Genomic DNA, 26,665 nt, shown 5'->3' on the forward strand with positions numbered 1-26,665 from the left:
TTTTGCCTCAATCAATTTAGATAGCAGTAAAATAATTTGTGCAAGAAGTCCTTGCACAATTGCTCTTACTTTCAGATACGACAAAGCCACAGGCTTTGTATAACAGCTACATACAGAATGTTTTCATTAATTTGAATTCTGGGTGCGGTGCCAGGTATTTCATCACCAAATATGGGAGGGAGAGTACCTTAGGCTTATCGTATGTCCTCGGTTGGCTGCTTTGCAATTACGCTAGATTCAAATTGATACCATTACTTCTGGCCAGACAGTAAATAGTAACTCAAAGAATAAAGCAGGGATAACCGAGGCTCTCGCTATTAGTGTAAAGCGAAGAACCGAATGTAGTAAGCTTACTTCCTCAAAGAAACAAGCTAACGCAGTTCATAGCTATCACGCCTCTGTAATTCAAATAGTCACTCGACTAAAAGGTTTAATTATCATGGTCGAACACAGCACTCTATTAGTTGATCCTTTTGGTCGAAGTTAGAGTTTGAGCATAACCTCGACCAGAAAAGTGAATGTTCTTTCTTTTTCGACTAAAAAGTTTAAAAGAATTGGTCGAGAGATTGTCGGCCTTGTCGCGTCTCATGAAAATGCCAGCATTGTTAGGGTGGCCTCAATTATTGCTCCAGAAACATTCAATATCGATAAGCATTAATCCTCCCCCGGAATACAGAAGTGAAGCTTTTGATATTTTCTATGTGGGCCAATTGGTACTCACTACTTCCTGGGAAACTTCTCCAAGCTCTCGCTACTAATTTACTTATATAATGCCATGGGCTCTTTAGCTAACTTATACGAAGACAATTCGCTGAATGTATGATCTAGCGAAATTAGGAACATAACTCGAAGTGTCAAAAGCAACGCTACTAATAAACTAGCAAACCTCTCTGTTTAGGACCGTTTTTTAAGTGATATGCTCGCCCTCTAATGCTTACTACTATCAATAATGATCCAACGGGTTTCATCCTTAAGGTTATGATTTGTAATTATTAAAATCTTTAATCTTACTTTGAAAACTTTTAAGTAATCACACATCGCAAGTTGCGATGCGCAAGTTGCGATGCGCAAGTTGCGATGTGGAGTGAAAACTATCTAGAGTCTTGCTCTCTGTTAGGCAGGCAACATATGGCTCAGATTAGAAAACTATAGGTACCTATCACGTAACTCAGAGATCCCCCAACGTTTCAGGAGCCACAGTAAAACCCATAGGACTAGCTAATGAACAATTACCGAGGAACCCTCAGTAGTTGCAGAGTTTGCAACAACCCCTACATGCCCAAATTGTCCAATAGCCTGTTGGACAAAGTTTAATACCTAAATTTTGCAAGAGGGTCTTGCAAAAATGCGAAACAAGTTGTTTCGTAAATCGTCTTTGCCCCTAAACGTTTAGAGCATAAGAAACTATCAATAGATTAATTTGTGTGTAAGCCTGTTGCACCAGTTTTTTTAGTCCCAGATACGACAAAGCCACAGGCAATGCCTATGGCTTTGTAAACAACTACAGAATGTTTGTCATTCAAAACGAAGAGGGAACACATTCTGTGTGCAGCGTCGGGTGTTTTATCACCAAAGTATATGGAAGGGAAAGCACCTAGACTTATCATATGTCCTCGGTGGTCTGCTTTGCAATTAAGCCAAGTTCAATTCGATTCAATTACTTCTGGCCAGACAGTAAATAGTACATCCAAGAAAAAGCAGGGATACCCGAGGCTCTCAACGTTAGTTTAAAGCTAAGAACTGTATGTGGCAAGCTTGCTTCTGCCCCATTCCTTCTCAGCGTGAAAGTTTAGTCATAATCTGTGACTTTAGATTTGCCATACCTGTTGTTATCGGAAAAAGTGTCGAAGTAACCTTTTAAAAAATTATGCTTCATTTTGCAATCTAATGCCCAATATCTCTCTATAACCTGTTGATTGTTAATTGAACAGCGATTGGAAAGGTTGCATGATAGGAGTGTGAAAGGTATCCGCCTAAAAAGCGTTAGACTTGTAATTCAAAATCAGTGGTTAAAAAGAAGTGTGAAATGAAAGTATATTTATCGAGTGAAATCCACACAGGACAGGTTCATCAAGAAGCTGAAGTATTACCATCGTTAGATGGTGTCCTACTGCAAGGTGATATTGAGGCTTTGGAAGATGCAATTAACGAAGACAAAATGGCACAGCGAGGCTGGACTATATCCAAATACGGAGCAATTAAAGATGAGTATGAGCGTCCTCTGTTTAAAAATGGGGTCGTGTTGGCAATTCAGAAAGTTCTAGATCAGGTTTAGCGAAAATGGGGCTGCCGAACTAGAAGCTAAAACATATATCTAACTCGGTTACAATCCTGTTTCACGCAGTTCATCAGCGTGTACAGTATGAGCATTTAACCCTCAAGCGACTTTGTTTTCTGTTGTTATCCAAAATCTATAAAACCATGTCGCTCCTGCGTGTACTTAAGCATAGTGATAAATGCTCTAAGGTGACGCTTTAAAAGCGCAAAGTCTGACTGATATGAACGGCGACTTTCGTGAGAAAGATTCTCTAAAAAATCAATTTTATCGTCATAAGAACTGAATCGATCAAATGTATAGTCTGCCCACGTTATAGCCTGAATCTTTTCTATGCTCGATAACAACAGCTCTGATATAACTTCACATTCACGATGAGATATCACACCATCGGTTTCGTAAAAGTGGCTTGTAACAAAATGAGTCCCAATTTTGTTTTCAAGGTAGCCCAAAAATTCACGAAGCTCTATATAGGACTGGTAGCTTATAGATAGGTGTACAGAGCATTTGTTGGCAGGATATGCTTGACCAGCAACAATACCCAGTCTAAGAGCGTGGCCTTCATCAAGACACTCATAAGTATCTGCGGAATCATTACCTGATAACGTGTATGCAACTATCGCTATACCCATTCCTCGCCCTTAACTTTATCAATATAACTTTACTAAGATTTGTTCTTTCTTCTTTCCCTATCATAAGGTAAGAGATAGTTTTTGTCCCTACGCTCTATGGCATCCAAGTTGTAAAAATTTGAGCCAAGGCAAACAACACCCCACTTTCGATACTTGCTTTTATAGACTTAATTTATACATACACAATAAAATGGCCGTCGGGTATGCTGTTGATATCAAAGCTAAATTTATTAAGATATTTGATTTTATATAATTTTAACTAGAACCAATATCATAATGTTTGTTTCGACAGTTATTCATCGTAAAATATTGTTTGAAATTTGACCTATTTTATCTCATGTCAGTAGAGTGCTTACAAACCTCAGTGGCAGTCCAAAGAAATAGGCGAAACTTGTCTAGGAGATCGGTGGCTATTCAGAGAATAATCGTGGTGAACCTCGTTCTTAACTCTTTAAATAACTTGTATTGTGGCACTGTAGTGGCTGAATGAATTTGGCCACTACATTAGAGTTTTGCAATACATCGGCTAATCCGTTAGCAGCTAAGTTTGCGAAAGCTGTAGCTCATTTATGTCCAAAAGTGAGTTGGGTGACAAGTGTATATGTGTGTGATCACCAAGCGATCCCATCGAGATGACTAACAACTTATAGCAACACCTTAGTTTTTATGACAAGTTTAAGCTTGGAAAAGCGTCAAAATCAGCCCGATTTACAAAAAATTATGACAACTGCTATAATTGAGGTTCAAAAAGAGAAACTATTAACCTAACTCACTGTTAAAGGTAGAGTTTGTTATAAATCGTCAGAAATTGAGTCTAAAAAAATTTCCAAGGGTACGCTGTCATGGGTAAGGTATACGATGGTCTGCACCGTATTAGCTTCCTAATTGATGAAGAAGGTCAGATTGAACACGTCTTCAATAAGTTCAAGACTAAGACTCACCACGAAGTGGTTCTCGATTACTTCAATCAAGAAGCTTAATAGTCTGTTTCAGTTAAGGCACTAAGTTAAAGAAAGCTTTTAACCGAATAAACCTCAGCGATACATAAAATTAAGAAGGCCGAATCTCAGTGAGATTCGGCCTTCTTGGCAATGGGTCTTCGTTAATGCTTAAACTAATACCTTAATCAGTGCGAGTGCTCAGGGTCATCGTCTAATGCATGACTCGGTAAGGCATTCCAAACCGCTTTCACTAGCGTTGCCAGTGGGATAGCAAAGAACACGCCCCAGAATCCCCACAGACCGCCAAACACCAATACCGCAACAATAATCGCGACTGGGTGCAAGTTCACGGCTTCTGAGAACAGTACTGGTACTAATACGTTGCCGTCTAGAGCTTGAATGATGCCGTAAGCGACTAATAGCCAGTAGAACTGAGGCTCTAGTCCCCATTGGAACAGACCAACAATGGCCACTGGAACCGTCACTGCCGCAGCACCGATGTATGGGATTAGAACCGAGAAACCCACCGCGACAGCTAGTAGTGCTGAGTAACGTAAATCCAAAATAGCAAAGGTCACGTAGCTCACACCACCAACGATTAGAATTTCTAACACTTTTCCTCGAATGTAGTTCGAGATTTGCTGGTTCATTTCAACCCAAACTTTGGTCGCTAGGCGGCGGTTCTTAGGCAGAACACCACTTGCCATTCTGATCATCTCTTCTTTGTCTTTCAAAAGGAAGAAGATAAGCAGTGGTACAAGAATTAGGTAAACCGCTAACGTTGCCAAGCTCACTAATGAAGCTAGAGAGCCTTTCACAACGCTCTCACCAAAGCCAAGCGCTTTGTTTTTCGCGTTAGACACAATCGACTCAACGATCTGTAGGTTTGCTAGCTCAGGGTAACGCTCAGGAATGGTTGCGATAAACTTCTGCAAGCCACCATACATGCTTGGAATATCATTGATAAGGTTACCTACTTGTTCCCAAATCGTAGGTACCAGACCAAACAGCGCAAGTAACATCACGCTAAAGAACATCATGATCACCAACATCACAGATGGAGTTCTTGGAACACCGAGTCTTTGAAGTTGAGTAACAGGCCACTCAAGCAAGTAAGCCAGCACAATGGCCACCAATAATGGCGCAATAAGGTGACCAAAGAAGTAGATGGTAATAAAGCCGAATAGAATGATGGCAACCAAACTGACAGCGTGGGGATCAGAGAAACGTCGTTTATACCAACGATTGACCATTTCAAGCATTTGACTGCAATTCCTTTTTAGTGACGAGGAGATGGTGGTAATTAGAACAAACCTCAGTGACGACGACATAGGCTTGCTTAGATAAAAACGTAACAATATCTTTCATCGAGCTGATGTCAGAGACATAAATTGACAATGTTTGCCCTACTTCTAACTTTACACTGTGACGCTTGGCTAATAATAGCGCCATTGGACAGCGCTCTTGGCGTAAATCTAGAATATTAGGTGTCATTCTTGAGCTCGATGCTTATTATAAGGGTCGTATTGTAATCTGTTTTTGAAAACGCGCCATCATTCATTCATCTTCCTTCATGATAGCGCACGCACTTGGCAAAGGTTAAATCAGATAAAGAACCAATTTGCATCGCACTTGTCTTACTGTCAGAAGAAACGGAGTATTACTGACTAATATGTTTAAACGCGCTCGCTCAATTGCTTGCTTATGCATCGCAGCTACATTAAGCACCCCAACTTTGGCGAATACCAACAGTTTGGAGCTACCAGATATCGGTACCGCTGCTGGCGGCACACTCTCTATTGACCAAGAACTTATCTATGGTGATGCCTACATGCGCATCATCAGAAGCAGCCAGCCCATTGTCAACGACCCGGTTCTAAACCTTTATATCGATACGTTAGGCCACCGTCTGGTCGCGAATGCAAATGATGTAAAGACACCTTTCCAGTTCTTTATGATCCGTGACCGCAACATCAACGCCTTCGCATTCTTTGGTGGTTATGTTGCTTTGCACTCCGGCCTATTCCTGCACGCACAATCTGAAAGTGAACTCGCTTCTGTATTGGCGCACGAAATCGCGCACGTTACCCAACGTCACTTAGCACGTAGTATGGAAGACCAAGCTCGTCGTTCTCCTGCGACTATCGCTGCACTTGCGGCTTCAGTGTTACTGGCGATTGCAGCCCCTGAAGCGGGTATTGCTGCCTTAACCGCAACAACTGCGGGTAACATGCAAAGCCAAATCAACTATACGCGTAGCAACGAGAAAGAAGCTGACCGCTTTGGTATCAACACGCTGGCAAAAGCTGGCTTTGATGTGAATGCAATGCCACGTTTCTTCGGCCGTTTAGCTGATGAATACCGCTATGCAAGCACACCACCGCCAATGCTATTAACTCACCCATTACCAGAAGACCGTATTACGGATTCTCGCGCTCGTGCACGCAGCTATCCACCATTGAAGTTGGCTCCATCTCTGGATTACCACCTAGCAAGAGCGCGCATCGTGGCGCGCTATGCAGGTATCAACAATGATGCGTCACTTGACTGGTTTTCACGTCAATTGAAAAAGGCACCAAAAGAGATCGTCCCATCTTTAGAATACGGACAAGCGTTGGTTTATCTCGACTCTAAGAAGCTAGACAAAGCAGAACCGATTCTGACCAAGCTGATTAATAGCGATCCGACCAACCTATTTTATTTAGATGCTATTTCCGATCTTCACATTGAGAAGAAACAGCCTGAGATTGCGATTAAAGAACTTAAATCTGCACTGGTTCGTCAGCCAAACAACCCGGTTCTGACCATTAACTATGCGAATGCCTTAATCGAAAAAGAAGATCTTACAGAAGCCGTTCGCGTATTGCAGCGTTATACGCACGATAATCCGAACGACACCAACGGCTGGCACCTGCTTTCAAAAGCGAACACCAGCCTTGGGAACAGCGACGAAGATCTTGCCGCTCGTGCAGAAATTTTGGCACTGCAAGCCAACTGGAACAAAGCGATTCAGTACTACACGCAGGCGAGCCAAATCGCAGAGCTCGGTAGTCTAAAGCAAGCGCGTTACGACGCTCGAATTGATCAGCTGATGATTCAGCGTGAACGTTTCTTGTCTCTGCAATAAGTGTGATTAATTAGCAAAGACTCGTAGCAAAAAAAGAACGCTCAACGAATACAATGAAGCCACTCGAATGGCTTCTACTGAATAACGAAATCAAAAATAATAATGAGGAAGAACTATGTCTGTCGTGATTTATCATAATCCACGTTGCTCAAAGAGCCGTCAAACGCTTGAACTACTTGAAACAAACGGTGTACAGCCTGAAGTTATTAAGTACCTAGATACGCCTTTAACTGTTGAGCAGCTGAAAGTGCTTTTCACTCAACTGGGTTTTGACAGTGTTCGCGAGATGATGCGTACCAAAGAAGCGGATTACAAAGAAGCAAACTTGGGTGATGCATCTGTCACTGATGAAGACCTTTTCTCAGCAATGGCAACCAATCCAAAACTGTTCGAGCGCCCTGTGGTTGTTGCGAACAACAAAGCAAAGATTGGTCGTCCACCAGAGCAAGTATTAGAGATTCTGTAATCCAATATGAGCATTAACATTCTTGTTCTTTATTACAGCCGTCACGGCAACACACAAGCTTTAGCAAGACAGATTGCACGAGGGGTGGAGTCCATCCCTGAGTGTGAAGCTATGCTGAGAACAGTGAACGACGTGTACACGGTAGAAGAGCAGCCCGATTCTCGTCATCAGCCAACCGACCCTATTGCGACATTACAAGAGCTGCGTTCTTGCGATGGTTTAGCGTTAGGTAGTCCGGTTTGGTTTGGTAACATGGCAGGGCCAATGAAGCACTTTTGGGATAGCACGACGTCACTGTGGATCAATGGCGATCTTATCGATAAGCCAGCTTGTGTTTTTACTTCTTCTTCATCACTGCATGGTGGCCAAGAAACAACACAGCAAAGCATGATGTTGCCACTTCTTCATCATGGCATGTTAGTCGTAGGCATCCCCTACTCAGAGCCTGCGTTGCACACCACTCAAACCGGTGGCACACCTTACGGTGCAAGCAGTACCGGAGAGAGTGCTTCATTGAGCAAAGAAGAGATTGAGTTGGCACAGAATCTAGGTAAACGCTTAGCGCGCATCGCCATCAACCAAAAGGGAATTTCTCAATGATGTATATGGCCGAGAGGGCTATGTCTCCCCAGACAAAGTTATTCCGCTACCTTGCTTTAGCTGGCAACTTATTGCTATTAGGTTGGGTTGTGGCGTGGCAGATGACACTTTCCCCGCATCCTCACTTAAGCAATACCACACTTGCGATTGCTTGGGCGGTACCGCTATTACTGCCATTACCGGGTATTCTAGCAGGTAAGCCTTACACGCATGCTTGGGCGAACTTCGTCCTAATGCTCTACTTCCTGCATGCATTAACCATCTTGTATATAGACGGTGGTGAACGCTTGCTAGCGGCTGTAGAGCTCCTTCTAACGACATTAGGCTTTGCGGGTAATATCTTATTTACTCGTTTTCGTGCCAAAGAATTGGGCATCAAGCTGAAGCGTCTTTCTGAAGTAGAGAAGAAAGAGAAAGCGAAATTCGAACAGTAATATTGATTCGTTACTCTTGAACTGACACTGGATAAATAAAAAGCCCTGCAGGATTGCTCTTGTGAAGTGACCCCGTAAAGTTGGACATTTCTGTTAAGCGGCTTTCAAGGCCTGAGTTCGATATTCCATCGGAGTCAGGCCTTTTAGTTTCACTTTTATACGTTTGGTATTGTAGTACTCGATGTATTCTTTAATTTGCTCTATCAGAGCATCTGCATCTTCAAAGCTTTGGTTGTGATACATCTCTGTTTTGAGTAAAGCAAAAAGTTTTCAGCAACAGCATTATCAAGCAGTTACCTTTTCTCGACATGCTTTGCGTTAACCCACTCTCCGCTACCTTTTTCTGATAGTGTCGATGACGATATTGCCAACCTTGATCGCTATGTATAATTGGCTTTGAGTTGGGTTTAAGCGTAGATATAGCCTCCGTCAGCATATCCGTGACAAGCGGCAAACAAGCATTTTTGGCCACTCTATAAGCAACCACTTCCTGAGTAAACAAGTCGACAACGGGAGACAAGTATACTTTCTGCTCTTTGACTTTGAACTCCGTGACATCAGTTACCCATTTTTCATCGGGTTGAGTCGCACTAAAATCTCTTTCAAGCACGTTAGGAGCAGTTGTTCCAGACTTACCTCGGTATGAACGATACTTTTAATCCTGACCGTCGATTTAAGGTTGAGCTGAGCCATAAGCCTTTGAACCGTTTTGTGATTGAGCACGAACCCCTGATTTTTAATTCCAAGTGAATACGGCGGTAGCCATATCGGCCCTTATGTTCATGATAAATTGACTTTATCAACTGCAGCTCACGTTCGTAGCTATTTGGGCGCTTGCTTGTTTGAGCCTGATAATAAAAGACACTTTTTGCCAGCTGTAGAGTGTGCAGTAAGTGCTTCAACGGGTACTGACCTTTAAGAGTTAGAGCTATGACCGCTTTTTCTTTGTTCGACGGTTTTTTTCCTGCTCCAACTCTTCCAACTTTTTTAGAACGGCATTCTCGGTTCGTAAGTAGACCAACTCCTCTTTTAGCTCCTCAAGTGTCATTTCATTATCAGGCTTAGTGGTACGTTGAGGTTGCTGTTTCATTGAGGGTCTTCCTTTCTGGCGCATTTTGAGCCCCTTGATACCGAGCTCATTAAATCGTTTGAGCCAGACAGAGAGTATCCCAGGGGATGAGAGGTTTAATACAGCGCTAGTGTGCGTGAGAGACCATTCATTCGTCCACATTAAATTCAATGCTTTTCGTTTTGTCTGAGCAGTAGCAGCATGCTTAGTTGGTAAAAATGAAGCAGTGCCGTGGATGGCAAACACTTGAGCCCAATACCGAACCTGTCTTGACGAAATTGAATATTGTTTGGCTAAGTAGAGAGATGACGTGCCATCTAAGTATTGCTTAGCAATGATACATTTTAGCTCTCGGCTATATTTGGACATAAAAAGACCCCCAATAATTGGTGTCCAACTATTGGGGGTCAGTTCAGTACAGGGCTTTTTTAATGTTTCGGTTTAATCAGTGATGTCAGTAGACAATTACGAACGAACCCATTCGTAGACCAAGCTTGGCTTAGCATGCACTGGCGCAGTAATGGTTAACTCTTCCGTGTTAAATTCGTCTAGCGTTGCATCAGAAGTGCTTGTCAGATCAGTATCTGTAGATACCTCGCTGCCCTTAATCACTTGCATGCCTGAATCAGTTTCGTCGCCAGTCTCAACGCTCGTTGACTCATCACCTACAGACATAGTGTTGTCTTGCGTTTCAAACTCAGGGCTAACTTCAGGTTCGATGTAAGACTCTTCAACTTTCGCTACCTGACGGATACTTTCAACTTCTTGTTCAAACTCTTGTTGAGTCGACAATAAGTGAATACGGAAAGTCACTTCGTTGTTTTGAATCTTAAGGGTATCTAGGCTTGCAACCGAGTTTAGACGCTTGAGTGCGTTCTCTAACTGAAAGAAGTCTTGAGCATTATTCAGGCTAATAAACTGAGTTAAAATCGACTCTGATGACTCACTTGCTACCGTCACAGCACTTTTGCCTGCATAGTAGTTACTGATTTGGTCGACAAGCTTCTTAGACGTTGTTGCGCTGTTACCCGACAAAGAACCACTTACTGGCGATGTTGGTGCGCTCGTCAATTGACTTGGTTTTTGGTCGTACAGCGTCCAACGTAGACCTGAAGATTGAGCCTTAATCACCAATACAGCATCAACTGGATAGCGTTGACTCGCTTTACTGATTGGCGTGACAAAGCTGCCCCATAAATCAGAAGTCGCAATCCCCGTAATATCATCAAAGTCACCAACAGGCAGCGTTAAAGGCAAACCACGCTCTTTTGCGTTCGCTTGTAAGCCTGCAGCCAGTTGTGAGTTCGAGTGCTCCCACACAATGTTTTTGTCGTAGCTGTCTTCTTCTACGAGCCAAACCAAGATGTTTGAACGAGTATCAGGCCAATACGGCAATTGCGCTTGAGTTAATAGAGAACGGATTTGAGCACCGTTAAAACGCATACGCAATGTTGATTGGTCATTGCTTTCGCCAAAACTCATTTGAGACATGTACTGCGCACTTTTACGCATGGCCTTTTGAATCGTCTCATTCGAAGCGACATCAGTTTGGCCAGTCGCACGTATCAATACCTGCTCCATACCTGTATTTCTTGCCACTTGTTCTGGCTGTTTGTCTTCAGCGTTAATCGCAACTTCAGCACTAAAGATATCTACTTGAGTTAAGGCATAACTCGGAGAGGCTAATAGTCCCATCAACAACAATGCTATGTAGCGCATATTGATCCTAATATTCAAAGCTTGTGCCTTGATGATAAGCAACTATGGATTGAGGGGCAAGGTCGATAGCGCCCACTGTGTTTAATAACCACAAAATATCACCTGGCCATGATAAATCGCTAACTTATAAACTGAATTTTCCGAGCTTAGATGGATATAAAACATCACTAAGATAAATAAATTTGATCTATCTGGTGTAGCAATCGATTGCTAAGTGATAGAATCCCGCGAATTTTATTTTTCACTTTTCATATAACGACCATTTTTAAGGACATATCATGAAAAATGCTTTGCAAGGTGCGCAAATGCTGTTTGTAGCTTTTGGTGCGCTTGTACTCGTGCCGCTACTAACAGGACTAGATCCTAACGTTGCACTCTTTGGCGCAGGTATCGGTACCCTTTTATTCCAACTTATTACACGCCGTTCAGTGCCAATCTTCTTAGCGTCTTCTTTTGCATTCATCGCTCCTATCATGTTTGGTATTCAAACATGGGGCGTTGGCGCAACCATGGGTGGCCTTATGGCGGCAGGTGTTGTGTATGTATTGATGGGTGCATTGATTAAAGTAAGAGGCGTTGGCTTCATTCATAAGCTACTTCCACCCGTCGTGGTTGGCCCTGTAATCATGGTTATCGGTTTAGGTCTTGCGCCTGTTGCGGTAAACATGGCGCTTGGTAAGACTGGCGATGGTGCTGTTCAGCTTGTTGATGCAGACGCAGCACTGTGGATCTCTTCGATTTCACTGCTAGTAACGATTGTCATCAGTGTGTTCTCAAAAGGCTTCCTAAAACTACTGCCTATCTTTGGTGGTATTGTTGCGGGTTACATCACTAGCTTGGTATACGGCGCGGTAGACTTCACACCAGTAGCTCAAGCATCTTGGCTAGCACTACCTAACTTCACGGCACCTGAGTTCAACATCAACGCTATCTTCTTCATGGTGTTTGTTGCGATTGCACCAGCCGTTGAGCACGTTGGCGACATGCTTGCTATCTCTAACGTAACCGGCAAAGACTACCTTAAAAAGCCGGGCTTACACCGCACTATCACAGGTGACGGCGTGGCGACAATCGCAGCTTCTATGCTGGGCGCTCCGCCAAATACAACCTACAGTGAAGTAACAGGCGCAGTAATGCTGACGAAAGCATTCAACCCAGTAATCATGACTTGGGCTGCTGTAACAGCCATCGTTCTTGCATTGGTTGGCAAGCTAGGCGCACTACTTCAAACGATTCCGGCCCCTGTAATGGGCGGCATCATGATTCTACTGTTTGGCTCTATCGCAACCGTTGGTCTTAACACGCTAATCAAGAACAACGTTGACCTGCACAAATCACGTAACCTTGTGATTGTGGGCATTACTTTAGTCTTTGGTATTGGCGGCATGGCCTTTGGTATCGGTGACTTCAGCCTACAAGGCGTAAGCTTGTGCGGTATCGTGGCGATTCTACTTAACCTAGTACTTCCAGAAGAGCTAGGTGACAACACTGTGGTAGACAAAGCTCAAATCGATTAATCCATAGGTAAGGCTAGATTCAAAAGAATCACAAACCAACAAGATCAAAAAAGGGAGAGCATTGAATGCTCTCCCTTTTTATTAATACGGCTAATTCAGCGAGTTAAGAAACGGTTTAGAGTCACTTAAGCTGAAACCGAATTACTTAGTACCGAAGATCTTATCACCAGCATCGCCAAGACCAGGAACAATATAGCCCTTGTCGTTTAGCTTCTCATCAATTGCAGCTGTGTAAAGCTCAACGTCTGGGTGCGCTTTTTCTAGAGCAGCGATACCTTCAGGAGCAGCAACAAGCACAAGAATCTTAAAGTGCTTACAACCTTTCTCTTTCATTAGGTCGATAGTCGCGATCATAGAACCACCTGTCGCAAGCATTGGGTCTACCACTAGAGCAATACGCTCGTCGATGTTAGATGCAAGCTTGTTGAAGTATGGTACTGGCTCAAGAGTTTCTTCGTCACGGTAGATACCAACAACACTGATACGTGCACTTGGGATGTGCTCAAGAACGCCGTCCATCATGCCTAGACCAGCACGTAGGATTGGCACTACAGTTACTTTTTTACCTTTAATTTGGTCAACTTCAACTGGACCGTTCCAACCATTAATAGTTACACGCTCAGTTTCAAAGTCTGATGTCGCTTCGTATGTTAGAAGGCTACCCACTTCTGTCGCTAGCTCACGAAAACGCTTAGTGCTAATCTCACCTTCACGCATCAGGCCAATTTTATGTTTTACTAGCGGGTGTTTCACTTCAACAACTTTCATTTCCAACTCCGGCAATATTTAAACAAACCTGTAGATTATACACGAACTTTGTGGTTATTTCAGAATCTTTATTCTAATAAAAAAAACCGCGCAAACGTTTGCTCTTCGTAATCAAGCCCTGTTAGAATAGCGCCGTTTTCACATCCAACTTAAGTTCGAGGACTATCCCGTGAGTGGTAATACTTCTTCTCTAAGCTACAAAGACGCTGGTGTTGATATCGACGCAGGTAATGCACTAGTAGACCGTATTAAAGGTGCTGTTAAACGCACTCGTCGCCCTGAAGTAATGGGCGGTATTGGTGGCTTTGGCGCCCTATGTGAACTTCCAACGAAATACAAAGAGCCGGTACTTGTTTCAGGTACTGATGGTGTTGGTACTAAACTTCGCCTTGCTTTGGATCTGAAAAAACACGACACCATTGGTATCGACCTAGTGGCAATGTGTGTGAACGACCTAATCGTTCAAGGTGGTGAGCCGCTATTCTTCCTAGACTACTACGCAACAGGTAAGCTAGATGTAGATACAGCAGCAGACGTTGTTTCTGGTATCGCTGAAGGTTGTGTTCAAGCTGGTTGTGCCCTAATCGGCGGTGAAACGGCTGAAATGCCAGGCATGTACGAAGGCGACGACTACGACGTAGCTGGCTTCTGTGTTGGCGTTGTAGAAAAAGCTGACATCATCGACGGTACTAAAGTAGCTGCAGGCGACGCACTTATCGCTGTTGGCTCAAGCGGTCCACACTCAAACGGTTACTCTTTGATTCGTAAAGTTCTAGAAGTTTCTGGTGCTGATAAGAACGAAGAACTAGAAGGTCGCACTATCGGTGAACACCTACTAGAACCAACTAAGATTTACATCAAATCAGCACTTAAGATGATTGCTGAGCATGACATTCATGCTATCTCGCATATCACAGGTGGTGGTTTCTGGGAAAACATCCCACGCGTACTTCCTGAAGGTACTAAAGCAGTGATTGATGGCAAGAGCTGGGAATGGCCTGCTATCTTCAGCTGGCTACAAGAGAAAGGTAACGTGGAGACATTCGAAATGTACCGCACTTTCAACTGTGGTGTTGGCCTAGTTGTTGCTCTACCTAAAGATCAAGCAGATGCTGCTGTTGAACTACTGAAAGCTGAAGGCGAAAACGCTTGGGTTATCGGTGAGATCGCAAACGCTGAAGCTGGCGAAGAGCAAGTTGAAATCAAATAAGTGATACGCTCACTTACTTAGTTAATCAATGAGGACCTAATGGTCCTCATTTTGCTATTTGGCCCGCAGAAAACCTTAGTTTATGTAGGTAAATTGTAAACAATCCAGTTAATCAATCGTATGACCCACTCTATGAAAAACAATCACTCAAATAAAAACAGTCACTCTCAGAAAAGCATCGTTGTGTTAGTTTCAGGAAGCGGAAGCAACTTACAGGCAATTTTGGATGCCTGCAATAGCGATATGATTGATGCGTCGGTTAAAGCTGTCTTCTCAAACAAAGCAGAGGCTTTTGGATTAGAGCGAGCGAAAACCGCAGGTGTAGACGCTCACTCAGTGAATCCAAAGGACTTTGGCTCACGTGAAGAGTTTGACCATGAATTGATGGTTCAGATCGATGCTTACCAGCCAGATTTAATCGTACTCGCTGGCTACATGCGAATCCTGAGTTCAGAGTTTGTTCGTCACTATGCAGGGAAAATGGTCAACATCCACCCTTCTCTGTTACCGAAATACCCAGGCCTACACACCCACCAGCGTGCTATTGATGCGCAAGACAAAGAACACGGTACTAGCGTCCACTTTGTTACCGAGGAGCTCGATGGTGGCCCTGTGATCTTGCAAGCTAAAGTACCGGTATTTGAAGATGATGACGCTGATATGCTGGCAAGCCGAGTGCTGACTCAAGAACATTGCATTTACCCTATGGTCTGCAAGTGGTTCGCGGAAGACCGCTTATCAATGGCAAATGGGCAGGCAGTGTTAGACGGTAAAGCATTAGGTAAACACGGTTACGCAGAAGAATAATTCGTCAAACGACTCTCACGCGACAAATTGCTTAAAAACAAAAAGGCCGCTTACTGACTGATTAGTACAGTAAGCGGCCTTTCGCTTGTTCGGGTTAAAGCAATATGATTTATAGCATTAACTTAATGGCTCAGTAGGTGCTTGGCTCGCGACCTTTTTCGGCGCATAAGCAACATCTTCCAACGCCTGATGGTTGTTACCAATCAGCTCACCAAAATGAAACAGTGCGTATTCGCCCGGCTTCATTCTAAACCACTCTTCATTATCCGTAAGAGGTTGAGTTGCTACCACCGTAACCACATCATTTGGCGTGGTCTCTTCTTGGAAATTAATCTCAACGTCTTCATCAATTAAGCTCGCTTTGCCAAAAGGCGCGCGTCTAGTTATCCAGTACAAATGGTTAGTACAGTAAGTCATCACGTACTCACCATCACTCAACAACATGTTGAAAACGCCTTTCTCGCGTAGCTTGTCACAACACTCAGCCACGAAACGAAACATACCTTCCATGTCTTGAGGTGGTTCAGGAAAACGCTCTTCAAGTTGTTTAAGTAGCCAACAAAAAGAGAGCTCACTGTCCGTTTCGCCGACAGGTCTAAAACGCCCACTCACCAGATCATCATAATCTGACAATTGACCATTGTGAGCAAAGGTCCAGTATCGCCCCCAAAGCTCACGGGTAAAAGGGTGTGTGTTTTCTAGATTAACGCCACCACGGTTGGCTTGACGGATATGACTGACAACAGCTTGGCTTTTAATTGGGTAGTTTTGAACCAACTCAGCGATCTTAGATTCACAGCTCGGATTCGGATCTTTAAAGGTGCGAAAACCCTTACCCTCATAAAAAGTAATACCCCAGCCATCACGATGCGGGCCAGTATTGCCTCCACGCTGCATAAGACCAGTAAAGCTAAAACAAATATCAGTTGGCACATTCGCGCTCATACCGAGCAATTCACACATGGTTTAATCTACTCCCTATTAAAACCAATGGAGCCACAAAGCTAGGCTCCAAATGTCTGTATAACTATTATTCCATCTCTTTTTCAACAAGTTGAATCACAATGTGAATGATCTTAATGTGAATCTCTTGGATGCGGTCTGCGTAACCAAAGTGTGGTACTCGGATTTCAATATCCGCACAACCCGCCATTTTACCGCCATCTTTACCTGTCAATGCAATAGTCTTCATGCCTTTCGCTTGAGCCGCTTCAATCGCTTTGAGAATATTGGCAGAGTTACCTGAAGTCGACAGACCGAACAACACATCGCCTTTACGACCTACCGCTTCTACATAACGAGAAAATACGTGGTCATAGCCAAAATCATTACTCACACAAGATAAGTGGCTAGGGTCTGAAATCGCAATGCCAGCGTAGCCCGGGCGATTTTCACGGTATCGGCCTGTTAGCTCTTCCGCGAAGTGCATCGCATCACAGTGTGAGCCACCGTTACCACAAGAAAGCACTTTGCCTTCTTGTTTGAATGAATCAGCAATCAGTTTTGCAGCCGCTTCAATTTGAGCAATGTTGTGATCATCACTCAAGAACTTGTTAAGAACGTCAGCAGCTTCGTTCAATTCACTTTTGATTAGGTCTTGGTACATAAGGCTTATCTCTTATATTTTTTTACGCAACTTAAGGTACGTGAAATGAGAGCTGAGGTTTTTTCCCTCTTTTACCTGAGTTTACCCACAAACATGAAATAGTGTCGACACTTAAGCCCAAAGATTGCCACCTTAATTAGTCAGTCATTGCCGATTCGTCCAAATAATCACCACCAACCTCTCACAATTAGAACTTTAACTCTACTCAGATCACTTTTTACCCAACTTTGAGTTTTACAAATATTTAATATTTTGTTTACACTTGACTGGTTAGACCTCTTACCTAAAACTTAATAACAATAAGTGATCTCTGAAAAGGAAATCGATCATGAACATATTGCTCTCCCTACTCGGCATGACAGCTATCTTAGGTGTCTGTCTCTACCACAGAGTTAGCTTGGTACGCGCATTAATCGCATTAACTGGAACGATGGTAGCTTTAACGCTATTCGGTGACGTAGCGGTTACTGGCTGGCTTTGTTACCTATTAGCGGTTGCTATTTTTGCTGTCCCAGCCATTCGTCAAACTCTCATCAGCCAAAAAGCGCTTTCTGTATTTAAGAAAGTACTACCGGCAATGTCTCAGACAGAAAAAGAAGCACTAGAAGCTGGCACAGTATGGTGGGAAGCAGAGCTGTTCAAGGGCAAGCCTGAGTGGAAGAAGCTGCAAAACATTGCTGATCCGAAACTCTCTGAAGCGGAACAAGCGTTTTTAGATGGTCCAGTCAATGAAGTGTGCGAAATGGTCAACGATTACCAAGTCACACATGAACTTGCTGATTTGCCGCCAGAAGTATGGCAATACCTGAAAGATCACAAATTCTTCGCCATGATCATCAAGAAAAAATACGGTGGTTTAGAATTCTCAGCTTATGCTCAATCTCTGGTTCTACAGAAGCTAACGGGCGTTTCTAGCGTGCTTTCATCAACGGTTGGGGTACCTAACTCATTAGGCCCAGGCGAGCTGCTACAACACTACGGAACAGAAGAACAAAGAAACCATTACCTTCCTCGCTTAGTTGAAGGCAAAGAAATCCCTTGTTTTGCCCTAACGAGCCCAGAAGCAGGATCGGATGCGGGTTCTATCCCTGATTACGGCGTGGTATGTAAGGGTGAGTGGCAAGGTGAAGAAGTACTGGGCATGCGCCTAACTTGGAACAAGCGTTACATCACTCTAGCGCCTGTCGCGACTGTTTTAGGCTTGGCCTTTAAATTGCGTGACCCGGATGGTCTACTTGGTGACCAAGAAGATCTTGGCATCACATGTGCTCTAATCCCAACAGATTTAAAAGGCGTTGAGATTGGCAACCGCCACTTCCCACTCAATGTACCTTTCCAAAATGGTCCAACTCAAGGTGACGATATCTTCGTCCCTATCGATTTCATCATTGGTGGTCAGAAAATGGCAGGCCAAGGTTGGCGTATGCTGGTTGAGTGTCTGTCGGTGGGTCGTGGTATCACACTGCCTTCAAACTCGACGGGTGGTATCAAAACAGCCGCGCTTGCTACTGGTGCTTACGCTCGTATTCGTCGTCAATTCAAACAGCCTATTGGCCGTATGGAAGGGGTTGAAGAGCCACTTGCGCGCCTAGCTGGTAATGCTTACGTAATGGATGCAGCAAGTAACCTCACCGTTGCGGGTATCGACCTTGGTGAAAAACCTTCGGTTATCTCTGCCATCGTTAAGTACCACTGTACCCACCGTGGTCAACGCAGCATCATCGATGCAATGGATATCGTAGGCGGTAAAGGTATTTGCTTGGGTCCATCAAACTTCCTAGCTCGTGGCTACCAAGGTTCACCTATCGCGATTACCGTTGAAGGCGCAAACATCCTGACTCGCTCAATGATCATCTATGGTCAAGGCGCGATTCGTTGTCACCCTTACGTTCTTAACGAAATGGAAGCGGCTTATTCTGAAAGCAGTGATGCTCTGGATAAGTTTGATTCAGCGTTAGCAGGACACGTTAGCTTTACTATGAGTAACCTAGTCCGCAGTTTGTGGTTTGGTTTAACCGATGGTCGTGGTTCAGATACGCCAACGCCAGCCAATAAAACCGATAAACAAACACAACGCTACTATCAACAACTGAACCGTTACAGTGCAAACCTAGCGCTACTATCTGACATTTCAATGGCCGTGTTAGGCGGTTCACTGAAACGTAGAGAACGCCTATCTGCAAGACTGGGCGACATCCTGAGTCAATTGTACTTAGGTTCAGCAACGCTAAAACGCTTTGAAAGCGAAAGCAGCCATGCTGAAGATCTACCGCTAGTACATTGGGGTATGCAAGATAGCTTACGTCAAACTGAGGTGGCGATTGATGAGTTCTTGGCGAACTTCCCTAACCCAGTAGTTGGTCGTCTGCTGCGTGTTGTGCTCATGCCATTTGGTCGCATTCGTCGCGCACCAAACGACAAACTGGATAGCCAAGTTGCGCACATCCTCCAGACACCGAGTGAGACACGTTCACGTATCGGTCGTGGTCAATACTTAGCGGACACTCAATACAACGCGGTTGGTAAGATTGAGAAAGCACTGGAAGTAATTCTTCAAGCTGAACCTTTGTTCGACAAAGTCTGCAAAGAGACGCATCAAAAACGCGCCTTCCTACGACTGGATCTGGTTGCTGAACAAGGCTTAGAGAAAGGTATATTAACGCAAGAAGAGGCTGACCTTCTGATCAGTGCAGAACAACACCGACTGTACACGATCAACGTTGATGACTTTTCTCCAGAGGAGCTAGCAGCAAAGCCACAATATCCAGGCCAATCAATTGATAACGTAGCCTAGATTTTGCAATAGAAACGAAAACGGGACTCCTATGAGTCCCGTTTTTTTGTTCATGACATCGTTGTCACAAATTCTAATGCTTTACCTCTAGAGGCTTATCCTCTCTAGACAACCTAATCATCTAAGCGAATTACTTTGGTGCCTTGAGTTGCATCTCTGGTTGAGCTCTTTTCTTGGCTGTCACTTTACGAACCACAAACCAAATCAGCAAGCCCAATAGAATCGCGACTACATTACCCACCCCAATAATGATCATGCTGCGCTGCCTGTCATCTTCACGCTTTTGAAGAATCATTAATTCTGTAGCAATACGCTTCTGTTCAGCAAGTGCTTCTTCTTGAAGGCGTCGAGATTCTGCTAAGTCGATATCTTCAACAACACTGTACGACTGCTCGGTAATTGGGAAGATCAGCGGACGCTGGCTTGAAGCGTCGGTGGCATAAACCATCCCAGACCAGTTATAGATCCCCAGTTCACCATTGTAAGGCACCTCTAAAGGCACTTTCATTGCATCGACATCAGCTTGACCTTGCTTATACGTTACATAATCATCAGGCGCTTTATGCTCAACATGAACCGCTAACGAGCTCGGTGCGATCATGCCCTGCTCACCGGATACCACAATAGTATGAGGTAAGCCCTCTTTGCGAGATTGAATGAAAGTTGTAGTGATCGGTGTTGGGTAAACCAAGACTTCTTGCTCTTGCGCTCGCAGGAATACACCATTACCAGAAGTAATACGCGCTCGGTATTTACCAGGCTCGATATCAATTGGCAAAGAGACAGTGAACACACCATCTCCAGCTTTTTCATCAAGATCAGCACCATCGTCGGCAAATTCGCCCATCACAACCGGAATAGGGCGCGCTTCTCTCACCAAAGACTCTTCGTTTTCAACAAACTTAGTAAAGGTGACTTTAAGCTTCACGCGATCGAGAAAATCACGCAGCACCAAAGGCTTGCTATCAGAAGTCAGTCGAGCAGTAAATTTGATGCGTTCGGTTTGATACAACTTATCTGGAAATTCATTAGCATCCAAAACAAGATGAGATAGGAGCTTGATGTTGTTCTTAGGGGAAACTTTACCGACTGCTTGCCATGGGCCAGGCATCGGCTTATCGATAGAGATAATGTCCATGGACGACTCTTCATACCAACGGACATTATCAGCATTACGCCAAGAGTAGTATTTCTTGCCGTCAGGTCGAACCAAAACGACAGGTTTAGAGTTATCGGCTCGATAAATCACAAAGGTGACTTGTTGAATACTGGGATCAACGCGAAAACGGTTGTCCAATAAACTCATTACGGATTCCGTTGCCGCATGTAAGCCAAAGCTTAACAGCAATAAGCAACTGGTAGCCAATACCCTTAACATACTTTCTCCCTACTGACGCCAGAGGCAGCTTCCGCTTTTCTCGACGAGATCTAAACGACTTTGATGCGCTTCTACTTCATCGGCCGTAGCTCGTAAAACCTTTAGGGATTTTCGACCACTTTCTACTCTTCGTATGCTTTCCGCTTCGCCTTCTTGTTGGCCAGCGTTAAATTGCAGCGAAGTTTGCCCACCCGTCATCAATAGGTAGACGTCGGCTAGGATCTCCGCATCGAGCAATGCTCCGTGGAGAGTACGGTGCGAGTTATCAATACCGTAACGGTCACATAAGATATCTAGGTTGTTTCTTTTACCTGGGAATATCTTCTTCGCCATTGCCAAGGTATCGGTAACTTTACAGTAGTCATCCGTTTTACCTATCGCAGGGTTAAGCTTCTCAAATTCATAGTCCATAAAGCCCGTATCGAAGGGCGCGTTATGAGCCACCAGCTCAGCACCTTTGATAAAGTCGAGAAACTCTTTGTGTATGTCTTGGTATTCAGGCTTATCAATCAAGAATTCATCAGTAATACCGTGAACGCCAATCGCCTCTTCTTGAATCGCACGATCGGGCTTGATATAGACGTGAAAGTGACGCCCGGTCAGCCTACGGTTGATGATCTCTACTGCACCAATTTCAACGATGCGGTGCCCCATATAGTGAGGGCCACCTTCTGTATTCATACCTGTGGTTTCGGTATCGAGTACAACAATGCGCTTGTTTTCGTTCGAACTGTTTTTTTCGTTCGTGCTTTGTTCTGGAGTGCTACTGGTATTCATAAGGATAACTGTGTCAGACTATGCCGATAATGTGCTTGAAGTAATAGTATCAAATCATGACGAAACAAGTTGAAATTTTCACTGATGGTTCTTGTTTAGGCAACCCTGGTCCTGGAGGCTATGGCATAGTACTTCGCTACAAAAAAGTCGAGAAGACGCTAGCAGAAGGCTTCACGCTAACAACCAATAACCGCATGGAAATGCTCGCCGCTGTCGTTGCTCTCCAAGCCCTCAAAGAGCCTTGCTCTGTGATTCTGACCACAGATAGCCAATACGTGCGTCAAGGCATCACACAGTGGATTCACAACTGGAAAAAGCGTGATTGGAAAACAGCCGACAAGAAACCGGTTAAAAATGCCGATTTATGGCAAAGACTCGATAAAGAAACGGCGCGTCATAACGTTGATTGGCGTTGGGTAAAAGGACACGCAGGGCACAGAGAAAACGAAATGTGTGATGATTTAGCAAGAACCGCAGCTGAAAACCCAACTCAAGAAGACACGGGTTATCAACCGAGCTAGTCATCTTCACTGAATGAGATGTAGATTTCAGAAGCAGGTTTATAGTTTCTTAAACTTATAGATAGATGAAAAGCCGACTACGAGTCGGCTTTTTCTGTTTTTAACGGGTATGAAGCTTTAGCAGTATCCATTGTACGACGCGAGTTGGTTCTAAAGCTTGCTCCAACTGGTGAGAAACGTCGCTTAAGGTGCCAATGTGGTTTGATAGGTTTGAGTGGGTAAGTACGTTTTCGAGCAACAATGAAGTATTGGCTTCCTGCGAAGGATGCACAACCACCTAAGGCATTCTCTAACCACGTCCACACTGCTTGATACTTGCTCATCGGAAATAGCGCGTAGGTATCACAATGAATCACTTCATAGTTAAGTACCCCAAGCCAATCTTTAATTCGATTTGGCGTGTACATACGCCCACTCCAAGGCAAGCTATTCTTTCGCCAAGGCATCAAGCTAGCCAACCCTATAACACTGAAAGGGTTAAAGCCGGTGATAATGATATAACCATCGTCCATCATCACTCGGTCAACTTCTCTCAATAATCGGTGTGGGTCATTGCTATAATCTAATTGATGACTGAGCACCACAACATCAAAACTTTTCTCTAAAAAGGGCAAATTATAGCCATCCGCTATCACATTATGTAATGGGTTCTGGATATCTAGGTTTACTTGATGTTGAATGTTGCATGTGCAGCTAGAAATCTCACTACTGAGGCCGCCGAGCTTGAGCATATGGTAACCAAATAGCTTTGGGCACCACTCATCGAGTCGAGTTTGAATTGATTCTCTCAACCAGTCCCCATTGTGCAATTGCGCCCAAGTGTAAGGACGTTCAAACTTCTTTCTGCTACGTGCTGGCTTCATCAATAATCTGTCTCACTTATTCTGTCGCACTGAAAGTGACTGGAGAACCAATAATGTTACATATCAAAAGCATACCTGCATTTAACGACAATTACATCTGGCTGATCCAAAATAGCGATCGCCGTTGTGCTGTCGTCGACCCTGGTGACGCGGCTCCAGTATTAGAATACTTAGCACATCATGAGCTAACTTTAGATGCAATCTTGATTACGCACCACCACCACGATCACATTGGTGGCGTTCCAGAACTCGTTAGACAATTTCCCGGCGTGGATGTCGTGGGCCCTCGAAATGAACCTATCCCGACCTTAACTCATCCCGTTGATGACGGCGACCAGTTAGAACTGTTTGGTGAAGTATTCCTCGTCCTAGGGCTCAGTGGCCACACCGCGGGTCATGTTGGTTATGTCGGTGATGCTAAACTATTCTGTGGTGACGTGCTGTTCTCTGCGGGTTGTGGGCGCATCATGGAAGGCACACCACAACAGATGTTCGATGCACTGAACAAGATCACGGCGCTGCCTCAAGAAACCGATGTGTATTGTGCACATGAGTACACTGCAGCCAATATCGCTTTCGCATTAGCGGTTGAACCTGATAACCAACATTTGCAGCAATATCGCGACCAAGTGAACCGACTTCGCGCTCAAAATAAGTCGACCATCCCCACAAATTTGAGACAAGAGAAGTTTGTGAACCCCTTCCTGCGCTATACCGAGCCAAGTGTAGTGAAATCAGTATCTAATCGCACCGAGCAGACCGATCCTTTATCAGTATTCACCGCTTTACGTGCGTGGAAGAACGAATTTTAACAAATACAGACTTGTCACTCATAGGGGGTGGCAAGTATTATCATCGGCCGTTAATTAAAAAGGCTGTAACATGCGAGTTAAGTACAGCTGGGCTTTGGTATTACTACTTTCTGGTTGCCAATTAACTCAGTCAGAGAATCCAGACCAAGCTTCCGAGCAAACCAACACACCTCCTACAGAAGTTTCTCAAGCGAACGTTTCATCAGAAGCAGCAGCCAAAGAAGACCAAAAAGTTGAAGCACCTGCCGTTACTCCACAAACACAAGAAGATGTTTGGAAACGTATTGCAATGCAACTTGAAATGGAAGTACCAGACCAAAAGAAGGTCGACTACTACCGAACTTGGTACCTCAAGCACCCGAGTCACCTAAAAACCGTATCAAAGCGTGCTGAACCTTTCCTGTATCTGATCACCACAAAGATTGAAGAAAAAGGCTTACCACTAGAATTGGCACTACTGCCCGTTGTAGAAAGCTCTTTCGATGCGTTTGCCTACTCTCATGGCAGTGCAGCCGGTCTATGGCAATTCATTTCAGGCACAGGCAAAGACTACGGGCTTGAACAAAACTTCTGGTACGATGGTCGTCGCGATGTTGCCGCTTCTACCGATGCTGCATTGGATTTCCTCTCAGACCTTAACCGACGTTTCGATGGCGACTGGAATCACGCCATTGCCGCCTATAACAGTGGCGGTGGTCGTGTAAGCAGTGCTATCCGCAAGAACAAAAAACTTGGTAAACCAATCGACTTCTTCTCTTTGGATTTACCAAAAGAGACCAGCAGCTATGTGCCTAAGCTACTTGCACTGGCTGACGTGATTGCCAACCAAGAAAAGTATGGCATCGATATCCCTGCGATTCCAAACAAGCCGGTACTGACTCTGGTTAACCCTGAAGAGCAACTTGACCTAGCGATTGCTGCAAACTATGCGGGCATTCCAGTCAAAGAACTGCAAGGCTACAACCCTGCTTATAACCAGTGGGCGACAGCGCCAGAAAAACATCAGCAATTATTGCTTCCTCTGAGCTCTGTTGAGAAGTTCAACAAAGAAGTGACCGCCAATAAAGGCAAAGGCATGAAGTTGGTGCGTTATAAAGTACAATCTGGCGACAGCATCAGCGTACTGGCAAGTAAATACAACACAACCAGCAAAGTGATTCGCTCTGCAAACGGAATGAACAACAACAATATCCGTATTGGTCAGCACCTACTTATCCCAACTTCAACCAAAGACGACAAAACGTACGCACTAAGCGCTTCAAACCGCCTAGCAAGCACACAGTCGAAGAATCGTGGCCAATATAAGCTAAGCCATACCGTTAAAAGTGGTGACAGCCTATGGACGATTGCACGCGTAAATAAGGTATCTCACCAATCACTGGCTAAGTGGAATGGCCTGGGACCACGCGACACGCTTAGAGTTGGTCAAGAACTGGTCATTTGGAAGAACGGCTCAGACGGCGCCATCATCCGCACGATCTTTTATAACGTAAGATCAGGTGACACAGTCAGCGCTATTGCATCAAAGTTCAAAGTAAAAAGTGCAGATGTTGTAAAATGGAACACTTTGCAGAACAAGAAATACCTACAGCCAGGACAAAAACTGAAGCTGTATGTTGATGTAACTAAGGTAAGTGTATGAACCCGTCAAGTAACCCACTCGTCATGCTGTTGGATATATTCCGTTCACCAACAGCGTGTTTCTTAGCGCTTTATCAGCGAAGTGCTTGGGGATGGCAACCCTACGTCGTATTAATGCTCAGCCCATTTTTATTTTGGGGTGCTTATTTTTCGAACGTAGATTTTGCTTGGTTAAGCGAAGAGTTATCAAAACAACTGGCTCAAACTAACCCTGACCAATTGGCGTTACTTGACAGCAATACCTTACTCGCGAGTGAAATCATCAGCGACGTATTTAGCCGAACGTTAACCATCGTTTTGTTGGCGTTCTGGTTTAATCTCGCAACTAAGCCAAGCCAACATCAACATAGCTTTTGGCGCTGGTTCGCAGCGGCATCGGTTGTCATATTCCCGGCTGTTTTAGGTGATGTAGCAAGCTACGCAAGCCTAATCCTCAAGCACGGGCATGTGATGAACTATGCGGCTGACCTGAACAGCTTAAACGGCTTAATCAAGTTACCTCTAACCAGCGACTGGTCTCAGTTTGCAAGCTCATTACCACTGCTATTACCTTGGTACATCGTACTTGGTTACGCAGCCGTACTAACTTGGACTGAGTTTGAACGCGGGCAAGCACTGGTAATTTCAGGTTTGCCTTGGGTTGGTTACTACCTAATCTGGGCGATCTACATTTCAGTGTCGTAAATAACCCCGAAAATAGAACAAGTT

26 protein-coding genes and 1 pseudogene are annotated in these 26,665 nt (G+C 44.3%); 14 read left to right on the plus strand and 13 right to left on the minus strand.

The genetic code is table 11. The features are described from left to right. Positions 1-2,026: 2,026 nt before the first annotated feature. Positions 2,027-2,275, plus strand: coding sequence for a gamma-mobile-trio protein GmtX (gene gmtX / locus ITG10_RS03545; protein ID WP_017630052.1), 249 nt, complete (start codon positions 2,027-2,029; stop codon positions 2,273-2,275). Positions 2,276-2,400: 125 nt separating this feature from the next. On the opposite strand, the gene ITG10_RS03550 is transcribed toward gmtX, so the two are convergent. Beyond that, complete coding sequence (locus ITG10_RS03550) at positions 2,401-2,907, minus strand: hypothetical protein (protein ID WP_017630051.1); 507 nt, start codon at positions 2,905-2,907, stop codon at positions 2,401-2,403. Positions 2,908-3,749: 842 nt separating this feature from the next. On the opposite strand from ITG10_RS03550, the pseudogene ITG10_RS03555 reads away from it, so the two are divergent. Continuing rightward, positions 3,750-3,887 (plus strand): annotated as a pseudogene (locus tag ITG10_RS03555) (thioredoxin-dependent thiol peroxidase); the annotation flags it as partial. A gap of 146 nt (positions 3,888-4,033) precedes the next feature. Here the strand turns inward: ITG10_RS03555 and ITG10_RS03560 are convergent. After that, on the minus strand, positions 4,034-5,110 hold the full coding sequence (locus ITG10_RS03560; RefSeq protein ID WP_017629427.1) for an AI-2E family transporter: 1,077 nt from the start codon (positions 5,108-5,110) through the stop codon (positions 4,034-4,036). After that, entirely contained in the window at positions 5,103-5,342 is a 240-nt protein-coding gene (locus ITG10_RS03565) for a sulfurtransferase TusA family protein (protein ID WP_017629428.1), read from the minus strand. Before ITG10_RS03565 ends, ITG10_RS03560 begins: the two co-directional genes overlap by 8 nt. A 178-nt stretch (positions 5,343-5,520) precedes the next feature. Between ITG10_RS03565 and ITG10_RS03570 the strand changes: the two genes are divergently transcribed. The 4 genes from ITG10_RS03570 (at position 5,521) to ITG10_RS03585 (ending at position 8,475) form a co-directional block, all read left to right on the plus strand. Continuing rightward, a complete protein-coding gene (locus tag ITG10_RS03570) occupies positions 5,521-6,975 on the plus strand; it encodes a M48 family metallopeptidase (protein WP_017629429.1) in 1,455 nt (484 codons plus the stop codon). A 115-nt stretch (positions 6,976-7,090) separates the two neighbouring features. Further along, positions 7,091-7,441 (plus strand): arsenate reductase (glutaredoxin), encoded by a 351-nt coding sequence (arsC, locus tag ITG10_RS03575; RefSeq protein WP_017629430.1) that lies wholly within the window; start codon positions 7,091-7,093, stop codon positions 7,439-7,441. A gap of 6 nt (positions 7,442-7,447) precedes the next feature. After that, positions 7,448-8,041, plus strand: coding sequence for an NAD(P)H:quinone oxidoreductase (gene wrbA, locus ITG10_RS03580; RefSeq protein ID WP_017629431.1), 594 nt, complete (start codon positions 7,448-7,450; stop codon positions 8,039-8,041). Then, complete coding sequence (locus ITG10_RS03585) at positions 8,038-8,475, plus strand: DUF2069 domain-containing protein (protein ID WP_017629432.1); 438 nt, start codon at positions 8,038-8,040, stop codon at positions 8,473-8,475. The genes wrbA and ITG10_RS03585 overlap by 4 nt, the downstream gene beginning before the upstream one ends. Positions 8,476-8,568: 93 nt before the next feature. Here ITG10_RS03585 and ITG10_RS03590 read toward each other — a convergent pair whose 3' ends face one another. The 4 genes from ITG10_RS03590 to ITG10_RS03605 all read right to left on the minus strand — a co-directional run bounded on the left by ITG10_RS03590 (position 8,569) and on the right by ITG10_RS03605 (position 11,263). Next, positions 8,569-8,718, minus strand: coding sequence for an IS3 family transposase (locus ITG10_RS03590; RefSeq protein ID WP_248386706.1), 150 nt, complete (start codon positions 8,716-8,718; stop codon positions 8,569-8,571). After that, a complete protein-coding gene (locus tag ITG10_RS03595) occupies positions 8,696-9,085 on the minus strand; it encodes a DDE-type integrase/transposase/recombinase (RefSeq protein WP_248386707.1) in 390 nt (129 codons plus the stop codon). The genes ITG10_RS03590 and ITG10_RS03595 overlap by 23 nt, the downstream gene beginning before the upstream one ends. Before the next feature lie 318 nt (positions 9,086-9,403). Continuing rightward, entirely contained in the window at positions 9,404-9,913 is a 510-nt protein-coding gene (locus tag ITG10_RS03600) for a helix-turn-helix domain-containing protein (protein WP_248386708.1), read from the minus strand. A 96-nt stretch (positions 9,914-10,009) separates the two neighbouring features. Continuing rightward, entirely contained in the window at positions 10,010-11,263 is a 1,254-nt protein-coding gene (locus ITG10_RS03605; RefSeq protein WP_017633128.1) for a DUF2066 domain-containing protein, read from the minus strand. 278 nt (positions 11,264-11,541) lie between these two features. On the opposite strand from ITG10_RS03605, the gene ITG10_RS03610 reads away from it, so the two are divergent. Continuing rightward, positions 11,542-12,780: a uracil-xanthine permease family protein gene (locus tag ITG10_RS03610; RefSeq protein WP_017633127.1), complete on the plus strand. Its 1,239-nt coding sequence runs from the start codon at positions 11,542-11,544 to the stop codon at positions 12,778-12,780. Between the two features lie 141 nt (positions 12,781-12,921). On the opposite strand, the gene upp is transcribed toward ITG10_RS03610, so the two are convergent. Beyond that, a complete protein-coding gene (gene upp, locus ITG10_RS03615; protein WP_017060716.1) occupies positions 12,922-13,548 on the minus strand; it encodes a uracil phosphoribosyltransferase in 627 nt (208 codons plus the stop codon). A gap of 169 nt (positions 13,549-13,717) precedes the next feature. Between upp and purM the strand changes: the two genes are divergently transcribed. Continuing rightward, entirely contained in the window at positions 13,718-14,758 is a 1,041-nt protein-coding gene (gene purM / locus ITG10_RS03620) for a phosphoribosylformylglycinamidine cyclo-ligase (protein WP_017088931.1), read from the plus strand. Between the two features lie 132 nt (positions 14,759-14,890). Continuing rightward, complete coding sequence (gene purN / locus ITG10_RS03625; RefSeq protein WP_017630603.1) at positions 14,891-15,565, plus strand: phosphoribosylglycinamide formyltransferase; 675 nt, start codon at positions 14,891-14,893, stop codon at positions 15,563-15,565. Positions 15,566-15,682: 117 nt separating this feature from the next. Here purN and ITG10_RS03630 read toward each other — a convergent pair whose 3' ends face one another. Beyond that, positions 15,683-16,528 carry a class II glutamine amidotransferase gene (locus tag ITG10_RS03630; protein WP_017630602.1) on the minus strand — a complete coding sequence of 282 codons (846 nt, stop codon included), beginning with the start codon at positions 16,526-16,528 and terminating at the stop codon, positions 15,683-15,685. 67 nt (positions 16,529-16,595) lie between these two features. Further along, entirely contained in the window at positions 16,596-17,171 is a 576-nt protein-coding gene (gene lpcA, locus ITG10_RS03635; RefSeq protein ID WP_017063379.1) for a D-sedoheptulose 7-phosphate isomerase, read from the minus strand. Positions 17,172-17,499: 328 nt separating this feature from the next. On the opposite strand from lpcA, the gene fadE reads away from it, so the two are divergent. Further along, positions 17,500-19,965, plus strand: coding sequence for an acyl-CoA dehydrogenase FadE (fadE, locus tag ITG10_RS03640; protein ID WP_026084217.1), 2,466 nt, complete (start codon positions 17,500-17,502; stop codon positions 19,963-19,965). Between the two features lie 130 nt (positions 19,966-20,095). Here the strand turns inward: fadE and ITG10_RS03645 are convergent, their stop codons facing one another. Then, positions 20,096-21,343: a TIGR03503 family protein gene (locus ITG10_RS03645; RefSeq protein ID WP_026084216.1), complete on the minus strand. Its 1,248-nt coding sequence runs from the start codon at positions 21,341-21,343 to the stop codon at positions 20,096-20,098. A gap of 9 nt (positions 21,344-21,352) precedes the next feature. Beyond that, entirely contained in the window at positions 21,353-22,120 is a 768-nt protein-coding gene (gene dnaQ / locus ITG10_RS03650) for a DNA polymerase III subunit epsilon (protein WP_017060722.1), read from the minus strand. 56 nt (positions 22,121-22,176) lie between these two features. On the opposite strand from dnaQ, the gene rnhA reads away from it, so the two are divergent. Continuing rightward, complete coding sequence (gene rnhA, locus ITG10_RS03655; protein WP_017630598.1) at positions 22,177-22,641, plus strand: ribonuclease HI; 465 nt, start codon at positions 22,177-22,179, stop codon at positions 22,639-22,641. Positions 22,642-22,718: 77 nt separating this feature from the next. On the opposite strand, the gene ITG10_RS03660 is transcribed toward rnhA, so the two are convergent. Beyond that, positions 22,719-23,504 (minus strand): class I SAM-dependent methyltransferase, encoded by a 786-nt coding sequence (locus tag ITG10_RS03660; protein WP_017630597.1) that lies wholly within the window; start codon positions 23,502-23,504, stop codon positions 22,719-22,721. 53 nt (positions 23,505-23,557) lie between these two features. On the opposite strand from ITG10_RS03660, the gene gloB reads away from it, so the two are divergent. The 3 genes from gloB (at position 23,558) to ITG10_RS03675 (ending at position 26,641) form a co-directional block, all read left to right on the plus strand. Further along, a complete protein-coding gene (gene gloB / locus ITG10_RS03665; protein WP_017630596.1) occupies positions 23,558-24,316 on the plus strand; it encodes a hydroxyacylglutathione hydrolase in 759 nt (252 codons plus the stop codon). 70 nt (positions 24,317-24,386) lie between these two features. Continuing rightward, positions 24,387-25,958 (plus strand): LysM peptidoglycan-binding domain-containing protein, encoded by a 1,572-nt coding sequence (locus ITG10_RS03670; RefSeq protein ID WP_017630595.1) that lies wholly within the window; start codon positions 24,387-24,389, stop codon positions 25,956-25,958. Next, positions 25,955-26,641 carry a YIP1 family protein gene (locus ITG10_RS03675; RefSeq protein WP_017630594.1) on the plus strand — a complete coding sequence of 229 codons (687 nt, stop codon included), beginning with the start codon at positions 25,955-25,957 and terminating at the stop codon, positions 26,639-26,641. The genes ITG10_RS03670 and ITG10_RS03675 overlap by 4 nt, the downstream gene beginning before the upstream one ends. Positions 26,642-26,665: the final 24 nt, after the last annotated feature.

It is taken from the genome of Vibrio sp. ED004 (assembly GCF_023206395.1).
Classification (GTDB): Bacteria; Pseudomonadota; Gammaproteobacteria; order Enterobacterales; family Vibrionaceae; genus Vibrio.

Coding starts and splice junctions, on each gene's coding strand:
- gmtX (WP_017630052.1), top strand. CDS start 2,027: ATGAAAGTATATTTATCGAGTGAAATCCACACAGGACAGGTTCATCAA.
- ITG10_RS03550 (WP_017630051.1), bottom strand. CDS start 2,907: ATGGGTATAGCGATAGTTGCATACACGTTATCAGGTAATGATTCCGCA.
- ITG10_RS03560 (WP_017629427.1), bottom strand. CDS start 5,110: ATGCTTGAAATGGTCAATCGTTGGTATAAACGACGTTTCTCTGATCCC.
- ITG10_RS03565 (WP_017629428.1), bottom strand. CDS start 5,342: ATGACACCTAATATTCTAGATTTACGCCAAGAGCGCTGTCCAATGGCG.
- ITG10_RS03570 (WP_017629429.1), top strand. CDS start 5,521: ATGTTTAAACGCGCTCGCTCAATTGCTTGCTTATGCATCGCAGCTACA.
- arsC (WP_017629430.1), top strand. CDS start 7,091: ATGTCTGTCGTGATTTATCATAATCCACGTTGCTCAAAGAGCCGTCAA.
- wrbA (WP_017629431.1), top strand. CDS start 7,448: ATGAGCATTAACATTCTTGTTCTTTATTACAGCCGTCACGGCAACACA.
- ITG10_RS03585 (WP_017629432.1), top strand. CDS start 8,038: ATGATGTATATGGCCGAGAGGGCTATGTCTCCCCAGACAAAGTTATTC.
- ITG10_RS03590 (WP_248386706.1), bottom strand. CDS start 8,718: ATGTATCACAACCAAAGCTTTGAAGATGCAGATGCTCTGATAGAGCAA.
- ITG10_RS03600 (WP_248386708.1), bottom strand. CDS start 9,913: ATGTCCAAATATAGCCGAGAGCTAAAATGTATCATTGCTAAGCAATAC.
- ITG10_RS03605 (WP_017633128.1), bottom strand. CDS start 11,263: ATGCGCTACATAGCATTGTTGTTGATGGGACTATTAGCCTCTCCGAGT.
- ITG10_RS03610 (WP_017633127.1), top strand. CDS start 11,542: ATGAAAAATGCTTTGCAAGGTGCGCAAATGCTGTTTGTAGCTTTTGGT.
- upp (WP_017060716.1), bottom strand. CDS start 13,548: ATGAAAGTTGTTGAAGTGAAACACCCGCTAGTAAAACATAAAATTGGC.
- purN (WP_017630603.1), top strand. CDS start 14,891: ATGAAAAACAATCACTCAAATAAAAACAGTCACTCTCAGAAAAGCATC.
- ITG10_RS03630 (WP_017630602.1), bottom strand. CDS start 16,528: ATGTGTGAATTGCTCGGTATGAGCGCGAATGTGCCAACTGATATTTGT.
- lpcA (WP_017063379.1), bottom strand. CDS start 17,171: ATGTACCAAGACCTAATCAAAAGTGAATTGAACGAAGCTGCTGACGTT.
- fadE (WP_026084217.1), top strand. CDS start 17,500: ATGAACATATTGCTCTCCCTACTCGGCATGACAGCTATCTTAGGTGTC.
- ITG10_RS03645 (WP_026084216.1), bottom strand. CDS start 21,343: ATGTTAAGGGTATTGGCTACCAGTTGCTTATTGCTGTTAAGCTTTGGC.
- dnaQ (WP_017060722.1), bottom strand. CDS start 22,120: ATGAATACCAGTAGCACTCCAGAACAAAGCACGAACGAAAAAAACAGT.
- rnhA (WP_017630598.1), top strand. CDS start 22,177: ATGACGAAACAAGTTGAAATTTTCACTGATGGTTCTTGTTTAGGCAAC.
- ITG10_RS03660 (WP_017630597.1), bottom strand. CDS start 23,504: ATGAAGCCAGCACGTAGCAGAAAGAAGTTTGAACGTCCTTACACTTGG.
- gloB (WP_017630596.1), top strand. CDS start 23,558: ATGTTACATATCAAAAGCATACCTGCATTTAACGACAATTACATCTGG.
- ITG10_RS03670 (WP_017630595.1), top strand. CDS start 24,387: ATGCGAGTTAAGTACAGCTGGGCTTTGGTATTACTACTTTCTGGTTGC.
- ITG10_RS03675 (WP_017630594.1), top strand. CDS start 25,955: ATGAACCCGTCAAGTAACCCACTCGTCATGCTGTTGGATATATTCCGT.